General features: G+C 36.0%; 18 protein-coding genes. 8 read left to right on the top strand and 10 right to left on the bottom strand.

All coding sequences use genetic code 11. The features are described from left to right. The first annotated feature begins 131 nt into the window (after positions 1–131). Positions 132–3,674, top strand: coding sequence for a chromosome segregation protein SMC (smc, locus tag M2265_RS08815; RefSeq protein WP_132772886.1), 3,543 nt, complete (start codon positions 132–134; stop codon positions 3,672–3,674). Positions 3,675–3,775: 101 nt separating this feature from the next. On the opposite strand, the gene M2265_RS08820 is transcribed toward smc, so the two are convergent. The 5 genes from M2265_RS08820 to M2265_RS08840 all read right to left on the bottom strand — a co-directional run bounded on the left by M2265_RS08820 (position 3,776) and on the right by M2265_RS08840 (position 10,219). Further along, positions 3,776–4,411 carry a YceI family protein gene (locus M2265_RS08820; protein ID WP_132772888.1) on the bottom strand — a complete coding sequence of 212 codons (636 nt, stop codon included), beginning with the start codon at positions 4,409–4,411 and terminating at the stop codon, positions 3,776–3,778. A 114-nt stretch (positions 4,412–4,525) separates the two neighbouring features. Then, on the bottom strand, positions 4,526–5,851 hold the full coding sequence (gene murA, locus M2265_RS08825; RefSeq protein ID WP_021192300.1) for a UDP-N-acetylglucosamine 1-carboxyvinyltransferase: 1,326 nt from the start codon (positions 5,849–5,851) through the stop codon (positions 4,526–4,528). 113 nt (positions 5,852–5,964) lie between these two features. Then, positions 5,965–6,777 (bottom strand): DUF4290 domain-containing protein, encoded by an 813-nt coding sequence (locus tag M2265_RS08830; RefSeq protein ID WP_021192301.1) that lies wholly within the window; start codon positions 6,775–6,777, stop codon positions 5,965–5,967. A gap of 52 nt (positions 6,778–6,829) precedes the next feature. Beyond that, the gene (locus tag M2265_RS08835; RefSeq protein ID WP_021192302.1) at positions 6,830–9,106 is read right to left on the bottom strand and encodes an ATP-dependent helicase; all 2,277 of its coding nucleotides are present in this window, start codon (positions 9,104–9,106) and stop codon (positions 6,830–6,832) included. Between the two features lie 381 nt (positions 9,107–9,487). Beyond that, positions 9,488–10,219, bottom strand: a complete 732-nt coding sequence (locus M2265_RS08840; RefSeq protein ID WP_132772890.1) for a class I SAM-dependent methyltransferase — start codon at positions 10,217–10,219, stop codon at positions 9,488–9,490. A gap of 91 nt (positions 10,220–10,310) precedes the next feature. Here M2265_RS08840 and M2265_RS08845 point away from each other — a divergent pair, with 91 nt between their 5' ends. Further along, positions 10,311–11,186 carry a LysR family transcriptional regulator gene (locus M2265_RS08845; protein ID WP_132772892.1) on the top strand — a complete coding sequence of 292 codons (876 nt, stop codon included), beginning with the start codon at positions 10,311–10,313 and terminating at the stop codon, positions 11,184–11,186. 63 nt (positions 11,187–11,249) lie between these two features. Here M2265_RS08845 and M2265_RS08850 read toward each other — a convergent pair whose 3' ends face one another. The 4 genes from M2265_RS08850 to proS all read right to left on the bottom strand — a co-directional run bounded on the left by M2265_RS08850 (position 11,250) and on the right by proS (position 15,566). After that, positions 11,250–12,026 carry a TIGR02757 family protein gene (locus M2265_RS08850; protein WP_132772893.1) on the bottom strand — a complete coding sequence of 259 codons (777 nt, stop codon included), beginning with the start codon at positions 12,024–12,026 and terminating at the stop codon, positions 11,250–11,252. A gap of 78 nt (positions 12,027–12,104) precedes the next feature. Beyond that, positions 12,105–13,250 (bottom strand): cystathionine gamma-synthase, encoded by a 1,146-nt coding sequence (locus tag M2265_RS08855; protein ID WP_132772895.1) that lies wholly within the window; start codon positions 13,248–13,250, stop codon positions 12,105–12,107. Positions 13,251–13,290: 40 nt separating this feature from the next. After that, on the bottom strand, positions 13,291–14,076 hold the full coding sequence (locus tag M2265_RS08860; protein ID WP_021192305.1) for a hypothetical protein: 786 nt from the start codon (positions 14,074–14,076) through the stop codon (positions 13,291–13,293). A 17-nt stretch (positions 14,077–14,093) separates the two neighbouring features. Further along, positions 14,094–15,566, bottom strand: a complete 1,473-nt coding sequence (gene proS, locus M2265_RS08865) for a proline--tRNA ligase (protein WP_021192306.1) — start codon at positions 15,564–15,566, stop codon at positions 14,094–14,096. Positions 15,567–15,742: 176 nt separating this feature from the next. Here proS and M2265_RS08870 point away from each other — a divergent pair, with 176 nt between their 5' ends. Beyond that, positions 15,743–16,876: a hypothetical protein gene (locus tag M2265_RS08870; protein ID WP_132772897.1), complete on the top strand. Its 1,134-nt coding sequence runs from the start codon at positions 15,743–15,745 to the stop codon at positions 16,874–16,876. 69 nt (positions 16,877–16,945) lie between these two features. Next, entirely contained in the window at positions 16,946–18,511 is a 1,566-nt protein-coding gene (locus M2265_RS08875) for an OmpP1/FadL family transporter (RefSeq protein WP_132772899.1), read from the top strand. Positions 18,512–18,574: 63 nt separating this feature from the next. On the opposite strand, the gene M2265_RS08880 is transcribed toward M2265_RS08875, so the two are convergent. Further along, positions 18,575–19,924 (bottom strand): NfeD family protein, encoded by a 1,350-nt coding sequence (locus M2265_RS08880; RefSeq protein WP_132772901.1) that lies wholly within the window; start codon positions 19,922–19,924, stop codon positions 18,575–18,577. A 46-nt stretch (positions 19,925–19,970) separates the two neighbouring features. Between M2265_RS08880 and M2265_RS08885 the strand changes: the two genes are divergently transcribed. The 4 genes from M2265_RS08885 to purH all read left to right on the top strand — a co-directional run bounded on the left by M2265_RS08885 (position 19,971) and on the right by purH (position 23,921). After that, entirely contained in the window at positions 19,971–20,723 is a 753-nt protein-coding gene (locus tag M2265_RS08885) for a hypothetical protein (RefSeq protein WP_132772902.1), read from the top strand. A gap of 9 nt (positions 20,724–20,732) precedes the next feature. Further along, on the top strand, positions 20,733–21,617 hold the full coding sequence (locus tag M2265_RS08890) for a LysM peptidoglycan-binding domain-containing protein (protein WP_243655498.1): 885 nt from the start codon (positions 20,733–20,735) through the stop codon (positions 21,615–21,617). 34 nt (positions 21,618–21,651) lie between these two features. Further along, the gene (locus M2265_RS08895; protein ID WP_021188441.1) at positions 21,652–22,287 is read left to right on the top strand and encodes a uridine kinase; all 636 of its coding nucleotides are present in this window, start codon (positions 21,652–21,654) and stop codon (positions 22,285–22,287) included. Positions 22,288–22,394: 107 nt separating this feature from the next. Next, on the top strand, positions 22,395–23,921 hold the full coding sequence (gene purH, locus M2265_RS08900) for a bifunctional phosphoribosylaminoimidazolecarboxamide formyltransferase/IMP cyclohydrolase (RefSeq protein WP_132772904.1): 1,527 nt from the start codon (positions 22,395–22,397) through the stop codon (positions 23,919–23,921). Positions 23,922–23,998 lie beyond the last annotated feature (77 nt).

Consider the following 23,998-nt stretch of genomic DNA (forward strand, 5'->3'; position numbering starts at 1 on the left):
AGCAATTTTGATTGTCAGACATAACCAAAGAGTTAGCTAAACTTCTGCTCCCGAATCCCAAAATCGTGCAAATAAGTTGAACTTATTTCTTAATTTCGTTTCCTATTTAATGCAGAAAAATTGTAGTATAAATGCAGTTAACTAAACTAGAAATAAAAGGATTCAAAAGCTTCGGCGATAAGATTACAATCAATTTTAATGAAGGCGTCACCGCAATTGTGGGCCCAAATGGTTGTGGCAAATCAAATGTCGTCGATGCGATACGTTGGGTTTTGGGAGAGCAGAGTACACGTATGCTCCGTTCAGAAAAAATGGAAAACATCATTTTTAATGGGACGAAAAATCGTAAAGCGGCAAACCTGGCAGAAGTTTCGCTCACTTTTGACAATAATAAAAACGTACTTCCAACAGCATTTACAACAGTCACTGTGACACGTAAGCTGTTTAGAAACGGTGATAGTGAATACCGATTAAACGATGTAAAATGTCGCTTAAAAGATATTACAGACTTGTTTTTAGATACAGGAGTTGGAGCAGATTCTTATTCGATCATCGAACTGAGAATGATTGATGAAATCATCAATAATAAAGAAAACTCCCGTCGAAATCTATTTGAAGAAGCATCTGGAATATCCAAATATAAAGTCCGTAAAAAACAAACGCTAAATAAGCTAAGAGATACTGAACTTGACTTGAGTCGCGTAGATGATTTAATGTTTGAGATTACCAAAAATCTAAGATCATTAGAAGGACAAGCTAAAAAAGCAGAAAAATATACGCTTTTAAAAGATGAATACCGCCAGAGTAGTATCAATTTAGCCTATTACCGCATTGCCGATTTTAGCAGTGAACTGGAACGTCTCCAAGGTCAGGAATCCAAATTAAACAAGCAGAGTACCGACGCACAAGAACATATTAATAAAGCTGAAAATGCACTAAAGCAAATCCGAGAAGACAATCTGGAGCAGGAAAAAAATGTTTCCATACAACAGAAAGCCACCCAGGAATTTATTAATAAAATCCGAAATTACGAGTCGGAAAAAAAAGTTAAAAACGAACAGCTTAAGAATCTTCAGGATAAAGAAAGCAGATTGAATTTTGAAATCAACAATGACAATCAACAACTCAATCATGTTCTTTATACGATCAAAAGGTTAAATGAAGAGTTATTTCATGAGCAACAGCAATTGGATAATTTCCAAACAAACCTAGAAAAGGATAAATTTGAAGTCGAAGAGCTAAGAGGTCAGCAACAAACTGCCAAAGGAAAATTAGACAGCTATAACAAGGCCAGTACAACTTTACAGGACAATATCTATAAGCTTGAAAAAGATATTGCTGTTTTAAATATTCAAAAAGAAGCTTTATTACAAGAATCCATCCGAACGGTAACAGATACTGAATCCAAAGAAGCTGAGTTAAATCAATTTAATATTACTGTAGCTGAATTAGAGGGCCGTGTAGAAACGCAGCAACAACAGTATGAGACCGCCATACAGATGGAAGAAGAATTGCAATCGCAAATTCAAAATCATACAGCAAATATAAATACCCTTAAGGACGAATTAAATAAAGAGTCAAGGTTAGCAGATGCGAAACAGAATGAATATAACTTAACTAAATCCTTAATTGATAATTTAGAAGGCTTTCCTGATTCAATCCGATTTCTAAAGAAGAATGCAGGTTGGAAAAAACAACCGCCATTATTTTCAGATGTTCTTTTTTGCGAGGAAGACTACCGCGTAGCTATTGAAAATTACCTGGAATCGATCATGAATCACTATGTCGTGGAAACACAGCAAGATGCGGTACAGGCAATTAATCTTTTAAGCGATGCTGCACGTGGTCGTGCAAATTTCTTCATATTGGATGCCATCCCATCCATAAAGACATCTTCATCGATTAATGATGATATCTTAACTCCAGCTTTGAATGTTATTACTGTTGATGACAAATTCAAGCCTCTTTGCGAAGTTTTATTACAAAATGTCTATATTTTGCAACGAGAACGCGACCATGAACTTGAATTACCATTGCCCGAGGGAGATATTGTTATTTTGCAGAAAAATGGTAAATTTTCGAAAAACAGGTTAGGTCTATCAGGTGGTTCTGTGGGATTATTTGAAGGTAAACGAATCGGACGCGCTAAAAACATCGAAATCTTAGCAAAGGAAATCAAAGCTCTTAATGAAAACATCAATAAGCTACAGGATCAAATAGCCGACGAATCCGGACGTTTAGCAGCATTACAGTCTAATTCCCAAAAGGAAATGATTGATGAGCTTCGTTTTCAACTAAACCGTCTAAATAATGAATTGATATCTGTCAAAACAAAACAAGAACAATATCAAACCTTCATTACTAATGCACTAAACCGCAAGAAGGATATTCAAGATAAAATAATAGCTATTGAAAATGATTTACTAATTGTCGAACCTCAAATTCAAGATTTCAAAAACGAACGTGAGCAGCAGGTAGGTGATCTTCAAGAATTTCAGGACAGATTTAATGAAATTTCAGAGATTTTAACTGAAAAATCCGCAAGTTACAATCAAGGAAATCTCGGATACCATCAGCAACAGAATAAAGTTTCAAACATCAATAAAGATCTCGAATTCCGCGAAACGCAGCAGGAGGATTTTCAATCTCGTATCGAACGTAATACAAAAGATCTCGAAGAAGTACAGTTATCTTTAAAAAATACAGCCCAATTTGTAGATGAAGAAGACCAAGATCTGGTGGAAATGTATACGCAGAAGGATGCACTGGAAAAAGGTTTAGAAGAATTAGAAAAGAGCTACTATGGTGTTCGTAAACAAATAAATGAGTTAGAAGAGCAAATTATACAATACCGTCGATCAAAAGAACAAGATGATCTCCTAATTTCTGAAATAAAAGATAAGAAAACAGCACTTCAGATTGATCTTAATACTTTAAAAGAACGCCTTTCTGCAGAGTTTAATATTGAATTAAAAGATCTATTAGAACAAGAAGAAACGCCAACAATCACAGAAGATCAAGATGTACTTGTCGCCAAGTGTACGAAACTCAAAAAACAATTGAATGAGTACGGTTCAATCAATCTTATGGCCAAAGAGGCTTTCGATGAGATGAATGAACGTTATAACTTCATCAATAAAGAAAAATCAGATCTATTGGAGGCAAAAGAATCTTTAATGGCAACCATTAAAGAGATTGATGATACTGCAGAGGTACAATTTATGTTTACGTTCAATAGTGTTCGTGATAATTTCATCAAAGTTTTCCGCTCCCTATTTAACGAAGAAGATAGCTGTGATTTAATCCTTACAGACCCATCTAAACCGTTAGATTCGGATATTGATATTATTGCGCGTCCTAAAGGAAAAAGACCATTGTCGATCAATCAACTATCAGGAGGAGAGAAAACCCTCACCTCAACAGCACTTCTATTCTCACTGTATCTTTCGAAGCCTGCACCATTCTGTATTTTTGATGAGGTAGATGCACCATTAGATGATACTAACATTGATAAATTCAATAATATCATTCGTGATTTTTCTAAGAACTCACAATTTATAGTGGTTTCTCACAACAAAAAAACAATTGCGAGCACAGACATCATCTATGGAGTTACCATGGTAGAACAAGGTGTATCACGTGTTGTTGCAGTTGACTTACGAGATGTCGCTTAAGAAATAACAGATTTTGTTATATACAAGATCTGTTATTATAAAAAAAGGGAGTGATACATGTGTATCACTCCCCTTTTTTTATAATAATTATTCTGATGAGCTTATTTAGTCGCTACTAGAGAAACCTTAAAGTTTATCTCAGCAGAAATTAAATCATCTTTTTTACCTTCATAACTTACGCCCCAATCAGCACGAACGATGTTAAAATCAGCTTCTGTTTTGATTGTTGTAGCAGTTGATTCAATTACTTTAGCATCAAATGAGATATTTTTATTAATACCTTTGATTGTTAAATTACCAGAAATTTTCACATCTTGTGCTGTAGCACCAGCTTCCGCTTTAGTCACAACAAATGTAGCTTCAGGAAATTTAGCAACATCAAAGAAATCCGCCGCTTTTAAATGGCCATCTAATTTCTCTTTGTACTCTCCTTCAAGATCTGTAGAACTAATTGTATTCAAATCCAATGTGAACGTACCACCGGTTAACACACCATTATTCACATTTAATGAACCTGATTTAATCGCAATCGTACCTGTATGTGCACCTGTCACTTTCGTTCCGGTCCATACAACTTTTGACTGTGTTGCATCTACATTAAACACCTCTCCAGCTGGAGTAGCAATTTGTTCTGTCGCAACAGAATCTTGCACTTCCGCTTTTTTTCCTTCTGGATTTCCAGCACAAGAAGACATAATAACAGCTGCGATAGCAGGTAATACTAATAATTTTTTCATAACTAACTTAATCTATTTTATATGTTTAAACACTTGATTAACCAAAGATATTATAAGATCTAAATAAAATCTACTAAAATACTATACAATATCAAATTATGACAATAACATGTTTTAGTGTCCTTTAGGAGCAACATCAACGCGACGAATATCAGCGCCTAATTTCTTTAATCGCTCTTCGATATTCTGGTAACCACGCTCTATTTGCTCGATATTATGAATAGTTGAAGTACCTTTTGCAGATAATGCTGCGATCAATAAAGATACGCCTGCACGGATATCAGGTGAAGTCATTTCAATTCCACGTAAAGGATACATTTTATTCAATCCGATTACAGTTGCACGGTGTGGATCACAAAGTATGATCTGAGCCCCCATATCAATCAGTTTATCAACAAAGAAAAGACGGCTTTCAAACATTTTTTGGTGTATCAAGACATTTCCCTTTGCTTGTGTTGCCACAACCAAAACAATACTTAATAAATCTGGTGTAAATCCTGGCCAAGGTGAATCTGATATCGTTAAAATTGAACCATCAATAAATGTATCTATTTCGTATGAATCCTGCGCTGGAATAAAAAGATCATCACCACGCAACTCCATTTTAATTCCTAAACGTTGGAATACGGTAGGAATAATCCCCAATTCTTTGTAACAGACATCCTTAATGGTAATTTCAGAACCAGTCATAGCTGCTAATCCGATGAAAGAGCCAATTTCAATCATATCTGGCAACATACGGTGTGTTGTTCCACCCAAACGCTCCACACCTTCTATCGTGAGCAAATTTGAACCAATACCGGAGATATTAGCTCCCATACGATTCAACATTTTGCATAACTGTTGCAAATAAGGCTCACAAGCTGCATTATAGATTTCAGTTTTACCTTTAGCCAATACTGCCGCCATAACAATATTAGCAGTACCTGTAACAGATGCTTCATCTAACAAGATGTAAGCTCCCTTTAATTGAGTAGCATCGACATTAAAGAAATGATTTTCCGAATCGTAGATAAACTTGGCTCCCAATTTTTCAAAACCCAAAAAGTGAGTATCCAAACGACGACGACCAATTTTATCGCCTCCGGGTTTTGGAATAGCTGCCTTCCCGAAACGTGCTAATAAGGGTCCTACAATCATAATAGAACCTCTTAAGCTTCCTCCTTTTTCTTTAAATTCTGACGATTGGAAATAATCTATATTGATATCCTTAGCTTCAAAAACATAAGTATCCTCATCAATACGATTGACACGTACACCTAATGCTATTAAGAGATCTATTAATTTATTGACATCCTTAATGTTTGGAACATTACTAATTGTGATGGGTTCTTCAGTCAACAATACTGCAGATAAAATCTGTAATGCTTCATTTTTCGCTCCCTGAGGAATAATCTCTCCTTTTAATGGCTTCCCGCCATTGATTTCAAATGCATTCATGCGTACACCTATATCTTTTTATATTTTCCTTTGATGTTATAAGAAAAAAAGCAATTGAAAAGAAATATAAATCACTTCACAATTGCCTTATATCATACTTAAAGTATTAACAATTATCCTCTCTTATAACCGCTGTTACTATTGCTATTATTATTGCTGTTATTATTATTTTGGTAAGGACGTCTATTGTTATTGTTACTACTTCCGCCACCTGAATTGCTTCGTTTTTGGAACGAATTTGTTCCCGAAGGTCTTCTGTTATTTGAGTTATTATTGTTGTTGCTCCGACTATGGTTATTATTAGAATGCCCGGAATTGTTATTAGTAGTTTGTGTCGGATTATTTCCTTTAACTCTATTTCCCGGAGGCGCACTTTTGAAATCTTGTTTGGTCAAAACTGTACCTTCTGGCAATTGCAATACCTTACTTGACAATTCTGCTAAATCTTGAATAATAAATTCGTCTGCTACCGCATCTTTATTCCATGTTGTATACGCCATCTTCATGAAATTGGCAATTGAAAGCGCCATTTTTTGACGTTTTTCTTCATCCGTAATGGAAATTGCCTTATTAATCATTTTCTCCACTGTAAAACCATAATGCTTGTACTTGATATTATGCTGCGGATAGGATAACAATTCTGGCTCATGCTTCACCAATTCTGGAGTTGCTTTAGGATATGGAGAATCCACGTCAATCTGGAAATCAGAAATAATTTGCAAGTGATCCCACAATTTATGCTTAAAATCTGCCACGTCGCGTAAATGAGGATTTAACACCCCCATCATATCAATGACAACTTGAGCATACTTATTTCTTTCTTCTTTTGTAGGTAAATCACAAATATAGTTTACCATATTTTGCACATTCCTACCGTATTCAGCTAGGATTAGCTTCGGTCTTGTGCTGTTGTAGTCAAAGTTCATATAGTGAATTTCAGTACCAATACAACGTTGTATTCTGTACTTTGGTATTAAATTATTGAATAATTCTCAGTTTTGCAAATTTAAGCAACAATTGTTTCTGTCCCAAGTCTTTAAAGAAAATAGTTGCTTTTACTTCTCCCTTTGATCCTTCGAGGTTAACAACCTTTCCGAAACCAAATCTTTCGTGTTCCACTTCCATGCCAACCTGCAAACTATTTGTGTCGGATGGAGTAAAACCAGCGGAAGGTGTATGCGCTTTGGGTAATATCGAGGTAGTTTTAAAAGGTTTCGGCTTAGGTTTCGAAAAACTATCCGTCTCTTTTTGCTGCCAGGCAATACGCTCACCTTGGAAACTTCCAGATTCTGCAGAAGAACTTTGTCTTGGTTTAAAATCCAGATCCAAACAAGATGGATTCAGTTCATCCAAGAATCTGCTTGGTTCACAGTTATTAAGTGTTCCCCATCGATATCTAGAAGTTGCGTACGAAAGTAATAATTTTTTTTCAGCTCTGGTAACTGCAACGTAAAATAATCTTCTTTCTTCCTCCAGTTCAGTCCTTGAATTAAGTGCCAACTGAGATGGAAATAAATTTTCCTCTAAGCCAACGATGAATACGACAGGAAATTCTAAACCTTTAGACGAGTGTATCGTCATCATTGAAACCGTATCCGCATCTGGATCTTTATCGTTATCATCATTGGTCAGCAAAGCAATATCCTGCATATAAATGTCTAACCCACGTTCCTCAATATCCTCGCGTTCGGAAAACTCTTTAATACCATTGAGCAATTCCTGTATATGTTCGTACCGTGTCAATCCCTCAACAGACTTATCTTCATATAGTTCCTTTAATATACCTGAATGCTGTGCTATATGCATTGCCGTATCAAAAGCACTATTAGTTTTTGCCAGCGCTTGAAAACTCAAGATCATTTGACCAAATCCTCCAACAGAAGCGGCACTACGTCCGTCCATAAACATTTGAGCATTCGCTACAATATCCCAAAGACGGTATTGATGTTGATCTGCGGCGATCACGATTTTCTCAACCGTGGTATCACCAATACCACGACGAGGATAATTGATCACACGTTTCAACGCCTCTTCATCGTTTGGATTAAAAGTAAGTCTAAAATATGCAATTAAATCTTTAATTTCTTTTCGTTGATAAAAAGAAGTACCACCATATATTTTATAAGGGATATTTATTTTTCTTAAAGCTTCCTCCATTGCTCTAGATTGCGCATTGGTGCGATAAAGAATAGCAAAATCTTTATAATTATACGATTTTAATGACTTTTCTTGCGAAATTAATTCCGCAACAATTTTGCCTTCCTCATTATCTGAAAATGCACGTGAAACTTTTATCTTCTCTCCTTCTTCATTATCAGAAAAGACATTCTTTTCCAACTGATTTTGATTGTTAGCAATAACCGAATTCGCGGCGTTAACAATCATTTGAGTTGAACGGTAATTTTGCTCTAATTTAAAAACCTTTACTGCAGGATAATCCTTTTGGAAATTCAAGATATTCTGAATATTTGCACCACGGAAAGCATAAATACTCTGTGCATCATCACCAACTACACAAATATTCTCATTAACAGCAGCTAATCGCTTAACGATTAAGTACTGTGAAAAGTTGGTATCTTGATACTCATCAACCATCAAGTATTTAAACTGATGCTGGTATTTATGCAGCACTTCAGGATGCTTATTCAACAAAACGTTGGTTTTGAACAACAAATCATCAAAATCCATAGCCCCTGCACGATAACAACGTTGCGCATACGTCATATAGATTTCTCCTAACTGACCTCTCCCGTTAGAAATATCTTCCGCTTTTAGTGCTTCATTTTTATTATACTCCTGTGGCGATATGAGATTATTTTTCGCTTGAGAAATACGCCCATACACATGATTGACATTATAAAGTTTGTCATCTAAGTTCATTTCTTTCAAAATGGAACGTAGTAAACTTTTCGTATCATCCGTATCGTAAATCGTAAAATTACGCGGGTATCCGATCAATTCAGCTTCTACACGCAAAATCTTGGCAAATACGGAGTGAAATGTTCCCATCCAAATATTTTTAGCCTCAGCACCAACCACCGACATAATACGATTACGCATTTCTTTTGCGGCTTTATTAGTAAAAGTTAAAACTAATATATTGAAAGGATCTACTCCTTTTTGTATTAAATGGGCAACGCGATAAGTAATGACACGTGTTTTTCCTGATCCAGCCCCAGCAACTATCATTACTGGTCCATCAGTTTGTTCTACAGCTCCTCTTTGAGAAGGGTTCAATCCTGCTAAAAAATCCAAAGCTTTCTCCTAATATTATATGTTATTTAAAATAGCTTATAAAAGTACGAAAATCATTTGGCGGATAGGCAGTCATCGTCACAAATAATAATTTTTTAACAAAATCTGCATCCTCTTATGAATATGTAAAAGACTGATTTGCACTTCAGCTAATACTCGTTCAATATGCAGTAAGATTTTCATCGGATTTAACTGAGCTTTAATAGAGGGTTTATAGTGTTTTACCTCTAGAAACCCTCTATTATCCCTTTAGAATATCACCAAAAAATAGTACCTTAGTATAAGGTATATATAAGTATATTTCCTATTAAACAGCAGCTTACTAACGTGATATTTGCAAACTAAAATTTATCGTCTTTTAAAATGAATCAACTATGCTTCTTAAGATGCTGTAGTTCGAGATTTAAAAGCTACAAAAGAGGCAAAATTCAATTTTTTATGGAGTACATCAACAGAATTGAATCCTACTTTTTTAAGCAAATCAAGCTGATAAGTTAAACTCCGCGGTGTATCTTCATGCTCGATATAAGCAAAAACATGGTCACGATAAGTTCCGTCTTTCAAACCCGTAAGGTATCTACCATAGTAATTATCATAAATCAATTTTTGAATGGCATCATGATCATGAATCACCAGATCAAAAATCCAGATACTCCCGCCCTCTTTGAGTAAGCTATACAGTTTTTTAAATGCATGCTCCCAATCTTGGTCATCACGGAGATGATGCAAAACCGCCGTTGCAATAATAACGTCATAATGATTTTCTTTTAGCTCGGCAGTTCTAAAGTCACCTTTTAATATCTGAACCTGTCCAGTTATGACTTCTTGTACACGTTCTTGTGCTTTTTCCAACATCGGCTGGCTTAAGTCAACCAAAGTACAGTCAAAATCGGACATCTTTTGCGCTAATTTAACAGGGTAATTACCAGCGCCACAACCAATATCTAGCACGTGATTTAATTCCGGATACACAGCGACAATACCATCAGTAATCAGTTCCATATTAAACAAGGCATCTAAAGTCGTCTGCTGTCCTGTGTCAAGATTTGAAAACCGTGCTACATCCTGGTCAAACCGTTCTTCAATTTCTTTTAGCGTTGATTTATATTCCATCTTTCTAATTTTTAATATTTTCAAATCTAAAACATTGAATAATACTTTAAAAATACTATTTTAGGCAATTATTAATACCTTTCAAGTATCGATGGAATTAAGACATTTACATTATTTTAAAGCAGTGGCAACGGAGTTACACTTCGGTCGTGCGGCAGAAAAATTGCATATCTCTCAACCGCCCTTAACCCGTCAGATTAAAGATCTGGAAAAAGAATTAGGGGTCATTTTATTTTACCGAAATAATAAGCGTGTTGAATTAACAAATGCAGGACGCTATTTTTTACAGGAATGTGATCAACTGATGCAGCAGCTGGAAAAGGCTAAGCTCATGACCAAACAATTACATCAGGCTATTTCAGGAGATTTCAGACTCGGTTACATTAGTTCGACCCCAAAGAAAATGCTGGCTAAGATATTGAAACAAATCAAAAATGATTTCCCCTACTTACATGTCTATCTGTATGAGACCTCTTCTCAGAAACAAAAAACGGCATTAGAAAATGGGAAACTTGATTTAGGAATACTACGAGCACCTATCTTTACAACTAATCTTCAGGTGTATTCTTTGTTTAAAGATTCCTTTTGCTTAGCAACGCCTAAAAAGTGGGGTAAGGACATTCATGCACTTACTTTAATGCAAGAAGATTTTATTTCGTACAATTCAAGTTATGCTGATGATTACCACAATCAGATCATAGCCTGTGCAAACCGGATCGGTTTCCATCCACAAATTGTACACGAATGTAACACCATGCATTCCATATTAGAATTGGTAGCGAATGGATTAGGTATCGCATTTGTTCCAACTTCGGTTGCAAAACAGAATACCGAATTGCCATTAGAATTTCATGCTTTAAAAGAACAGGATATTCAGACAGAGGTGATATTAGCTTATGACAACAAAAGTCAACATCCCGTTTTACAGCAATTTATTACATTAATTAAAAAATATTATACCGCTTAACGCATAGCTATAAGCTCGGAATTATAAAACAGATCAGTTGATTAAAGAAACATCTGATCTGTTTTACAACTCACGTTCTACTCCTAGGCCAAATAAAGCAAAATCATATTTAACCGGATCCAATGGATCTAACTTTCTCAAATTTTCAGTAAGCTGCATCGCTGTTTTCCAGTTTACCTGATCCAAAGTTATTAATCCAAATTTACGAGCGACACGTTCGACATGAAGATCACAGGGACAAATAAGATCCTTCTGATTTAAACGGCTCCAAATTCCAAAATCTACTCCTTTATCATCATGACGTACCATCCAGCGCAGAAACATATTGATCCTTTTAACAGTAGATTTCTGTATTGGAGAACTAATATGCTTTCTCGTTCTTAATGGATAATCAGGAAGAGAAAAAAAGTAATTTTTAAACTCATCTAAACACTTCTCTAGTACAACTGTACCCGTATTTTCCTGTCCAATTAAAAATGCATCTTCCAAAGAGGAAAAATGATTATAATGATAACGAAAAAACTGAATAAAATACAGAAGATCGGTATCGTTAAAAGTACGATGCTTAAATCCGAGCAACTGCTTTAAATCAACCTCCTGATGATTCATGATGAAATCATGTGGACTTCCATCCATACGTTCTATCAACTCTGTGCATTTATTAATGATGGTCTTCCGTTGCCCCCAAGCTAATATTGCAGCTATAAACCCCATGATTTCCACATCCTCTTTCTTTTGAAAACGATGTGGAATACAAATCGGATCATTCGGAATGAAATTGGGTTGATTATACTGTTCGACTTTTTTATCCAAAAAATCCTTAAGATTAAAATCTGCCATCTATTTAAATAAAAACCATCAGTTCCTCCCGATAAAATTATCAGGAGGAACTGACGGCTAAAACTTTTTAATCTATTATTAAACTAACGCTTGTTCCAGATCAGCAATCAAATCATCAGCATCCTCGATCCCAACTGAGATTCGGATCAAATTATCGACCACACCTACTTTCTCACGTATTTCTTTTGGAATAGATCCATGGGTCATTGTTGCTGGATGATTAATCAGAGACTCCACTCCTCCTAGTGACTCAGCAAGTGTAAACACTTTAAATTGCGAAGAAATGCGAAATGTTTCGTTTAGATCAGCACCTTTTAAAACAATAGATATCATACCGCCGAAATCACGCATTTGCTTTTTAGCAATATCATGTCCAGGATGATCTTCAAATCCTGGCCAATAAATTTTTTCCACTTTTGGATGATTCCTAAGATATTCAGCAACTTTACGTCCATTAGCACAATGTGCCTCCATACGTAAATGTAATGTCTTGATACCACGAAGCGCTAAAAATGAATCCTGTGGTCCAGGAGTTCCGCCTACGGCATTATAAAAAAAGAATAATTGTTTGTATAACTCGTCTGAATTCATAACTAGTGCCCCCATAACCACATCCGAATGACCATTAATATATTTGGTAGCTGAGTGCATAACAATATCAGCACCAAGGTCCAAAGGATTTTGTAGGTATGGAGAAGCAAAAGTATTATCAACTACGTAAAGCACTTTTTTTTCCTTAGCAACCTGGCCAATAGCCGCAACATCCGCAATTTTCAATGTCGGATTAGTCGGAGTTTCTACCCAGATTAACTTCGTTTTGTCCGTTATCGCTTCCCGTACAGCATCAGGATCTGAAGTATTTACAAATTTAAAAGTGATTCCATAGGCTTCATAAACTTTAGTAAAAATACGGTAGGAACCACCATATAAATCGTCTCCCGTAACTACTTCGTCTCCTGGTTTCAATAGACGCAAAACACAATCCGTGGCGGCCATACCGCTTGAAAAGGCTAAACCATGCTGACCATTTTCTAAAGCAGCTAAACAGTCTTCTAAAGCTTTCCGTGTAGGATTTGTTCCTCTTGAATACTCGTAACCTTTATGCTCGCCTGGAGAAGCCTGTTGATAAGTAGAAGTCTGATATATAGGAGTCATCACTGCACCCGTTGTAGGGTCCGACTGTTGACCAGCATGAATCGCTTTAGTTGCAAATTTATATGCCATATTATTTAATATTTATATTAATTCTGAAAAAGTAAATTTATTAAAAATCTAACGGAGATTCATATTTAAAAGTATAATTCAAGTCATTTTGCAAACGATTTGACTTTACTATTTTCTGAAATGAATCACTATTATTAAAAGCAGTTGGTAAATCAAAACCGTATTTCTGTGCTGATGCTTCGACAACATCTTGCTTTAATGGATGATGAGGACATACCACGTTGTAGATTTTATTGTTTAAAGGCTTTGCAAAACCCTCACTTATCAGCGACGCAACATCTTCCAAATGAATAAAATTGGCAGGCTGTCCACCCGTAGTGCATTCTTTCTGCTGAAAATATTTAGCAAAAATGCGATTTTGACCAAACAGGCCTCCTAGACGGTAAATATGCGTATTTGGGAATACACCAATAGATTTTTCAGCAAGCAGTAATTTGGACTGCAGTTCATCTTCTTCAAAACTATCCTCATCTATTTCTTTCGAAACATCGGGATATATTCCAATTGAGCTTAAAAATATTATTTTACTATATTGTAAACTGGATAGAAAGTTACTTACTCGAAGGAACCTTTTAGTCAGGTCTTCTATTGTTGATTTATTTGTTGCAGGAACACTCACCAAGATATAATCAAATTCTTTTGGCAAATTAATAGCAGGAGTTAGTGGTTCGTCGAAATTTTGCTTAAATGCAAAAATACCATCGGTTATTAACCGATGGTATTTTTCTGCTGTAGTGGTAGATGCCCAGACTTCATGTCCTTCTTTCAACCATAAATTAGCGACAAACTCTCCTACCCATCCACAACCTAATATGAGATAACGCATGAGTGATTGATTATAAATTAATACGCTTTTGCGAATAAAACACGTTTTGTCGAAGGCTTACCTGTAAAAATACAAATACCAGCTTCCTCTTTTGCGTCTAAAGGCACGCAACGAATAGTCGCTTTTGTTTCTTCTTTCACTAGTTTTTCTGTCTCCACAGTGCCATCCCAGTGACAAGATATAAAACCAGCTTTCGTTTCCAAAACTTCTTTAAACTCATCATATGAATTTACTTCAGTAATATGAGAATCTCTGTAATCCAAAGCCTTTTTAAAAATGTTTTCCTGAATTTCAGTCAATAAACCTTCGATTCTATCTGCTAATCCAGCTTGTTCAACAGTCTCTTTGGTCTGTGTATCACGTCTTGCTAATTCAGCAGTTCCATTTTGCATATCACGTGCTCCAATAGCTAAGCGCAATGGTACACCTTTTAATTCCCATTCTGCAAACTTGAATCCAGGTCTTTGCGTATCACGATCGTCATATTTCACTGAAATATTTTTACTTTTCAATTCGCCAGACAAAGCATCGATAAAATTATCAATTGCTTGCTTCTCTTCTGCTGTTTTAAAGATTGGAACAACAACAACTTGGATTGGCGCCAACATTGGAGGCAATACCAGACCTTGATCGTCCGAGTGTGCCATAACCAGAGCTCCCATCAAACGCGTCGAAACACCCCATGAAGTTGCCCATACATGCTCTAATTTACCTTCTTTAGAAGTAAATTTCACATCAAAAGCTTTAGCAAAATTTTGACCAAGAAAATGTGAAGTACCTGCCTGCAGAGCTTTACCGTCCTGCATCAATGCTTCAATACAATACGTGTCTATCGCTCCCGCAAAACGCTCGTTTTCAGTCTTACGACCGCGTATAACCGGCACGCCCAAATATTTTTCAACAAAGTCACCATATACATGAAGCATCTTTTCGGTCTCTTCAATTGCTTCTTCCTGAGTTGCATGCGCGGTATGGCCTTCTTGCCACAAGAATTCAGTAGTACGCAAAAATAATCTGGTACGCATTTCCCAACGAACAACGTTAGCCCACTGGTTCACTAAAATTGGAAGATCCCGGTAAGATTCAATCCAGCCACGGTAAGTATTCCAAATAATCGTTTCAGATGTTGGTCTAACGATTAATTCTTCTTCCAATTTAGCATCTTCATCAACAATAATATTTCCGTTACCATCATTTTTTAAACGGTAATGTGTCACTACTGCACACTCTGTTGCAAAACCTTCTACGTGTGATGCTTCTTTCGAGAAAAATGACTTGGGGATGAACAAAGGAAAATAAGCATTACTGTGACCAGTATCTTTAAACTTTTTATCCAAAACCGCTTGCATACGCTCCCAAATAGCATATCCATATGGCTTTATAACCATACAACCTCTCACAGCAGCGTATTCTGCCAAGTCAGCCTTGATCACAAGGTCATTATACCATTGCGAATAGTCTTCTTCACGACTTGTTATACCTTTACCCATATTATTAATTCAAAAATTATTGTAACATTGTGATTAAGAATTCCGTCTAATAAAGGAATATAAGTTTTAAAAATAAATATTTATTATTTTTGAGAACACGATTAAACCCTTATCTGAAATTTGGGTCTAAGATAGTAAATTAGACTGTATTGTCGAACATAACGACTTAGTATATTATGAAAAAAAATAGTTTTTTACTCGGCGCTATTGTGATTTCAGGAGCCCTTACGCTGGGATCTTGTACTACTAGCAGACCAATCACTCATAGTGATGATGTCTATAATAATAATGCCCAGGCAAGACCAGCTTATCAAAGTCCGGATTACTACTATGCGGATGAAAGTGAAGCTGATCAAGTCCAAGATAACGGATATTATAGTGATGAATATTCTGATGCAGAATATGAAGAAGGAAAATACGAAGACTTGGAATATGCGAATCGAATTAATCGATTTTATTATTCTTCACCAGGTATGACTTACTTTGATCCATTCTTTGATCCTTGGTATGGTATGGGAATGGGATACGGAGGCTTTTATGGTCCTTCATTTGGTTTTGGATATGGTAATGGTTTTGGAGGTGGCAGATGGTCCATTGGCCTAGGTTTTGGTTTCGGCTATGGTTCTGGCTGGGGTTACAATCCATGGTACCCAGGATGGGGCTGGGGCGGCGGCTACGGTGGATATTGGGGTAATGGATATTGGGGCGGCGGCTACTGGGGTGGTGGTTATGGTGGCGGATACTGGGGTAACCACAGATCACGTGACTTAGCAGCACGTTCACCTTACCGTGATAACTACAACACACGTTCGAGATCAGGTACGCGTTACAGTGATGGTGGAAGAACTACTGGACGTACACGTTCGAATGCTGTCGTCTCTAGAGATGCGAACGGTAGAATTAGCAGTGTTGGAAGAACACGTTCTTCTGCATCAAGCAATAATCCAAATGATACCAGAGCAGGAAGAACACGTATCGGTTCAAGCAATACCAACAGAGGTGATTATAATAATGGTGTTGGCAGAACACGTTCAACACGTTCTGATAATTACAACAACTCAAATGGTAATGTAGGCAGAACACGTTCTACAAGTTCAACAAGAGTACAACAATCAAACCCAGCGACAAGAAGTACAAGTAGAGATACTTATCAACCTTCAAGAACACGTTCTAGCGAACCGGTTCGTTCATCGCAACCAACGATGCGATCACAATCGAGCGGAAGCTTTAACAGTGGCGGTGGTGCCACTCGTTCATCAGGTGGCGGCGGAGGCGGTGCTACACGCAGTGGTGGAGGCCGTACAAGATAAATATGATTCATAAGAAGAGTGATTGATTTATATCAATCACTCTTTCATTACTACTATATATAAAACTATATGACTATTAAAAAAATACTTTTTGGGAGTGTACTAGCTATAGGTATGGTTGGCACCGCAAAGGCCCAGTCGATGACGGAAGATGTACTTTTGTTTTCTCAAGGAGACAATGGAGGAACAGCTCGTTTCAAGGCTATGGGAGGTGCTTCAACTGCATTAGGTGGTGATATTAGCGCTATAACAGGAAACCCTGCAGGTTTAGGTTTTTATAACCAATCTGATGCTTCTGCAACTTTACGTTACCAATATGGGAAAAATAAGATGGATTATTTCGGTAACAAAACCAATAGCAAAACAGACAATTTTAACCTGGATAACGGTGGTGTTGTATTTCATTTACCAACCACCCGTTACGGCGGAGACTTAACAAAAGGCTGGTTAAATTTTAATGTTGGTATTGCTTACAACCGAACGAATCTTTTTAACAATAAATTAGACTATAGTGGCATGAATAGTGACAATTCGATCACACATGCCTATGCAGATCGCATGTTCGATGAGGATGGAAGTGAATGGGCAAATGACATGAAATCATCCTTTATGTTTGATAAAACTATTGGCAAAGACAAAAACTTTTATTTTCCAATTGCTGAAGATAAAGGAAGCGAACAACTGAATTCAGTATGGACCAAAGGTGGGAAATCTGAAACAGCATTATCTTTTGGCTCCAACTATAGCAATAAATTTTATATCGGAGCAACTTTCAGCCTAACAGATTTCCGTTATGAAAAATCTGCTGTTTTTACAGAATACGGCATAACGAAAGATGCGGCTGGTATTAAAGCATTGAATCCTGAATCAAAATATCTAAAGGCAGATGAAGAGCAGGCAAAATTTGTTGATGTGGACTACGAACTATTTGACCATTACGGCCAAGTGACTCAAGGATCTGGTTTTGATTTTAAATTAGGTATGATCTATAAAGCTACACCTTCTTTAAGTTTAGGATTTACGGCTAAAACGCCTACATTTATGTCAATTACAGATGAATCGACCTCTTATACAGACATTAACTACTTTAAGCCAAATGCCGATAAGTCATTCCATAATTTTGCATCTAAATATTACGACACCTCTTACGACTATAACTTACAAACCCCCTATAAGCTTTCAGCTGGTCTTACACAATATTTTTCTGCCGGTCTATTAACTGCGGAAGTTGAATTTGTCGATTATGCAAGTATGCGCTATAGAGATGTTTATAATAATAATTCAAACGAGCAGCAGATGAATGCTAATATTAAAAACACATACCAGGCAGCCTTCAATGTACGCGTAGGTGGCGAGGTATTATTTAATCAAATATTAAGCGGAAGAGCTGGTTTCAATTATAATGGTAATCCGTACAAAGATGCTGAGTATAAAACTTATGGTATTTCAGCTGGTCTAGGTGCTAAATTAGGCCGTGGAGTATATCTTGATCTAACAGGTGTTTATAATGCCAACAACTATAAAGAAAATCCTTATAGAATCACTTATGAAGGCGACTGGAATACGGTTAGTCCAAGTGTTGACGTTAAGAATAGCAGAACAAATGTAATGTTAACGATAGGATCAAAATTCTAGATCCTATTATACGAAAAAAGGCCTATTTCATATGAAATAGGCCTTTTTTCGTATAAGTTACCTTTAAGCCTTTTCTGCTTTTCGTCTTACAAATAAGTTGTAGTTCTCATGCTTATCAACATAGATCTCCTCCCCTTCTTCAATAAATCCATCCAAAGCGACAGCATCATACCAGACTCCCTCTATTTCAATCTTACCAGATGGGCGCAATACAGTCTTTGCAACTCCTTCCTTACTCAATAAATTGGACTTTAAAATAGAAGAAGTATATCCCTCTTCCGATTTTTGCTCTTCCTTTAAAACAAGCCGTCTAAAAACCGGAGCCTTTAATAGATTTTTTCCAAAGATAACCATCAATATGATCGACAGTATCATGGCTCCTACAACTAATAAAAATGAATTAAATAACATACCTGGATAAGCGAGTTTAAAATCTAAAAAATCATTGGCAACAAGACTAAAAGTCAGACCGCAAATAACGAAAATTATTCCTAATATACCGGCAATTCCAAAACCGGGAATAACAAAAACTTCTAAAAGAATTAATACAAGTCCTACTATAAAGACGGCGATTTCCCAATTTGCGGCTAAACCTTGAATATAGAGTGGTGCAAAGAAAAGTAATGCTGCTACAATCGCAACAGCAATAGCAAATCCTAAACCAGGAGCTTGCATTTCGGCATAAATACCACCAATTATTAACAAAATCAGTACACCACTTACAGCTGGATTTATTAAAAAACTAATAATATGATCAATAGTACCCTTACGATAAACCGTTTCTTGTACATTGACTATATTTAAGTCTTTATAGATCATATTACGATTGCTAACTTCACCCTTTGCCAATCCAAACTTAACAGCCTCACTGCTCGTTAGCGTCAACAATTGTCCATCTTGCTTTATCGACGGCAATGATACATTAGGATCAACAAAAGCTTCTGCCAATTTCGGATCACGATGTTTTACCTCTGCCGTTGCGCGCATCAGTCCTCGCATATAAGATTGGTACTTCTCAGGAAGTACTTCTCCATTAGCATTGACAACACTTGCTGCGCCTATACTTCCACCCGGATGGATATAAATATAGTCACTCGCCAAGGATATCAGTGCCCCTGCAGAAGCTGCATTATTATTAATATAAACAATCGTCTTAATCTTTGAGTCAAGCAATTTTGTCCGGATAGAGTCTGCAAAATTTAAGGCTCCTCCGTATGTATTCAATTCCATTAATACATAATCAACCTTTTTACTCTGTGCGCTGTCGTAAACTTGTTTTACTGTACGCCAGGCACTTGGCCCTATATCATCCTTTAATTCAAACACATATATCTTTTGGGCAAAACTTGATGTGAATAATACCAAGCTTAAAAAGACTGTTATTAAAAATGATTTACTAATTTTGCCTTCCATAAATAAGATTATTAAAAAAAATAAACAAGCGATTAATACATTTGCTATGTCTAAATATACTATTTCTAAAGCATTTTCTCAAACCTTCAGATTTCCGGTCTGGAAAATAGAAATAGATGAAATAAGCAGATTGATTGCTATTGAGTGTCGCGATCCTGAAAATACTATTCCTTACATCACAGTTCTGGATTTTAAAGGTATAGTGCATTTAGATCATTTTAGACTACCAGAAAAGGAATGGACTTTAGCGGCTATCCAAGATCAAGTTGTCGTTTTAAGGAAAGTTTCTGAAAATAGTCCTGTATCTCCAGGTGTTTGGATGCTATTTCATCAGAAACCAGATACTACTTATTTATACCATCAATATCAATATCTTGGGATACTCAATGGTTATGTAAATGTTCGTCCACAACATATCACTGCAGGTTTCGAACAGTATTTCTCATTTCTTTCAAAAGAAATTTTAACCACAGTACCTTCAGAAATTAAACCTTTTGAAAATGATATAGTCTTTCCTTTGGAATTTAATGCGCAAAAACCTTCATTTTTGCAGCATATTAAAAATAATGAAGATCTATGGATCAGTAAATGCAATGATCATTTTCTATGGTCTTATCATGAAAAACTGGACAAAAAATATACCATCAGATTGTTGCTTTCTGATAAAAAACAAGTTCTAGATGAAACGTTAATTATTAGCGATCTGGATTTAAAACTAGTGCAAATCTATTTTCAAATTGGGTGTCAGATTTTTCTTTTAACACACAATAAACAAGAATTTGTATCGTATTTAGTATAATTGTAAAACATGATGAACATTCTATCAAAATCTACCACATATAAAACACTAGCATTCTTATCATTAGCAATGTTAGCGATAAATCATAACAATGTGTCAGCAAGCACATTTACGGTTGCAGCAGCACCAGACTCCATCGGAGTTGAAAAAATTGATGGACAAGAATATGTTCTTTTCAAAATTGAAAAAGGCGATAACTATTACCAGTTAAGCAAAAAATATAAAACTACTGTAGGTAAAATAACGGAATTAAATGGGAACAAAACTTTAGCTCTTGGCCAGATTGTCAAAATCCCGACCGGTCGCATGTTTTATGTAACTCCAAACAATTCAAAGAATTCGACAGTTAAAGGCTCCCAAAAAGAACTGATCGATTATAAAGTTGGTGACCAAGAGACTCTGTATGCTATTTCACGTAAATTTGACGTAACTGTTGAAGAAATAAAGAGGGCAAATAATCTGAGGTCAAACAGTATCAGCGGAGGCCAAATATTAAAAATCCCTAATAACAGCAACTTAAATATACCTCAAAAACCAGACACGCTATTTATTGGTCCAGATACCACTGCTATAGAAGAACCCGTTATTGCAGCTAACAAATATGGAATTCGTGAGAAAACAGAACGTGGAATTGGCGTTTGGATAGATGGGCTGAATGAAAATGGGACCAGTAATTTAGCATTACATAAAACTGCGGCGGTAGGTACCGTGCTTAAAATTACAAATCCGATGACAAGAAGCGTGACCTATGCTAAAGTGGTTGGTAAATTTAATGAAAATGCAGATACACACAATGCAATCGTCGTTTTATCAAAATCTGCAGCCGCTTACATAGGCGCTTTGGATAAGCGCTTTCAAGTCGAAATTACTTACGGAGTTCCTTTAGAAGATTAGTGCTGATCGATTCTTTCCGAATATTATATATTAAATGAATAAAAAACCATATGTCATTGGAATCGCAGGTAGTAGCGGTTCTGGTAAAACATTTTTTCTAAACTGTTTTTTGAAACACTTTAGTCCCGACGAAGTGACGCTTATTTCACAAGACGACTATTACATACCAGCAAATACAAAGACGCAGGAAGAAAATAAATTGTATAATTTTGATCTTCCAACTTCGATTGACCGGAATGCTTTTTATAAAGACATTAGTGATCTATTTGACGGAAAAACAATTTATAAAGAAGAATACACATTCAATAACCCTGCTATAAAACCAAAGATGCTGGAAATTAAACCAGCACCTATTTTGATTATTGAAGGACTGTTTATCTATCATTATACAGAAGTAAACAAATTAATCGATCATCGGATATTTTTAGATGCAAATCAAGATATCGCATTAGAACGCAGATTGCGACGAGATCTTATTGAGCGTGGTTATTTTGAAGATGATGTTCGCTATAAATGGGTTAATCATGTTTTACCGTCTTACAATGAATATTTATTGCCCTACAAAAATAGTTGTGATCAGGTTATAATCAATAATACGGACGATCCTGAACCGATCTGGAAGATCACAGATGATATCTGCGCGGATTTAAAAGATAAAATTTATAAATAACAATAAAAAGACTGTGTAGAACAGTCTTTTTTACTTTCAATCGTTCCTAAAAGGTTTGTGCATACTTATTATTTACCTATCTTTGCGCCAGCAAACAAATTATACTAATGAGCCATTCTGTAAAGATTAAAAATGCTTTAGTGTCTGTATATTATAAAGACAACTTAGCACCATTAATTCAATTATTAAACAAATACGGTGTTACCTTCTATTCTACAGGTGGCACAGAAGCTTTCATCAAAGATTTAGGTATTGATGTAGTTCCTGTAGAAGACTTAACGAGCTATCCTTCCATTTTAGGAGGTCGTGTAAAAACATTGCACCCAAAAGTATTTGGTGGTATATTAGCGAGAAGACCTTTAGAAAGCGATCAACAGCAATTAGCACAATACGAAATTCCGGAAATCGATTTAGTCATTGTTGATTTATATCCTTTTGAGGAAACAGTCGCTTCTGGAGCTTCTGAAGAGGACATTATTGAAAAAATTGATATCGGTGGCATTTCATTGATTCGTGCGGCGGCTAAAAACTTCAATGATGTTGTTATCCTATCTTCTAAAAATGATTATACAGCTTTAGAGGAAATGTTAGCAAACCAAGAAGGTACAACTACATTGGAGCAACGTAAAGAATTTGCTAAGCTTGCTTTCAATACTTCTTCACATTACGATACTGCTATTTTCAATTATTTCAATAAAGAAAATACGCTTGATGTATTCAAGCAATCGGAACAAAAAGCTCAAGTATTACGTTACGGTGAAAATCCACATCAGAAAGGTGTTTTCTATGGTGATTTAGATGCTATGTTTACAAAACTGAACGGCAAAGAATTATCCTACAACAATTTGGTAGATGTAGATGCAGCAGTTGCCATCATTGATGAATTTGCAGAGCCTACATTTGCAATCTTAAAACATACAAATGCATGTGGTGTAGCTTCTCGCCCTACTATCAAACAAGCGTGGGTAGATGCTTTAGCCTGTGATCCAGTTTCTGCGTTCGGTGGTGTTTTAATCACTAATGGTGAAGTAGATGCTGAAACTGCCACTGAAATCAATAATTTATTTTTCGAGGTTCTTATTGCGCCTGCTTACTCAGAAGAAGCAATTGCAATTCTTACAGCAAAGAAAAATCGTATCATTCTAGTTCGTAAGGAGGTTGAATTACCATCACAACAATTCAAAACATTGTTAAATGGTGTTATACAACAAGATAAAGACAATACAGTTGAAGGACCTGAGCAAATGACTGCTGTTACTACAGTTGTCCCAACAGCGGCTCAATTAGAAGATTTATTTTTCGCAAACAAAATTGTTAAACATACCAAATCAAATACAATTGTATTTGCTAAAAATGGCACATTAATCACTTCAGGTGTTGGTCAGACATCACGAGTTGACTCATTAAAACAAGCTATTGAAAAAGCGAATGCTTTCGGATTTGACTTAAAAGGATGTTCAATGGCTTCTGATGCTTTCTTTCCTTTCCCTGACTGTGTTGAAATTGCAGCAGAAGCGGGTATTGCAGCAGTTCTTCAACCAGGAGGCTCAATCAAAGATCAATTATCAATCGACATGTGTAATGAAAAAGGATTAGCAATGGTGACGACAGGAGTGCGTCATTTCAAACACTAATCTTCCGATTGAATCATATACAATAGAGGAGACTGTTACCTAATATGGAGACAGTCTCTTTTTTTTATAAATAAAGT

Source organism: Sphingobacterium kitahiroshimense (assembly GCF_025961315.1).
GTDB lineage: Bacteria > Bacteroidota > Bacteroidia > Sphingobacteriales > Sphingobacteriaceae > Sphingobacterium > Sphingobacterium anhuiense.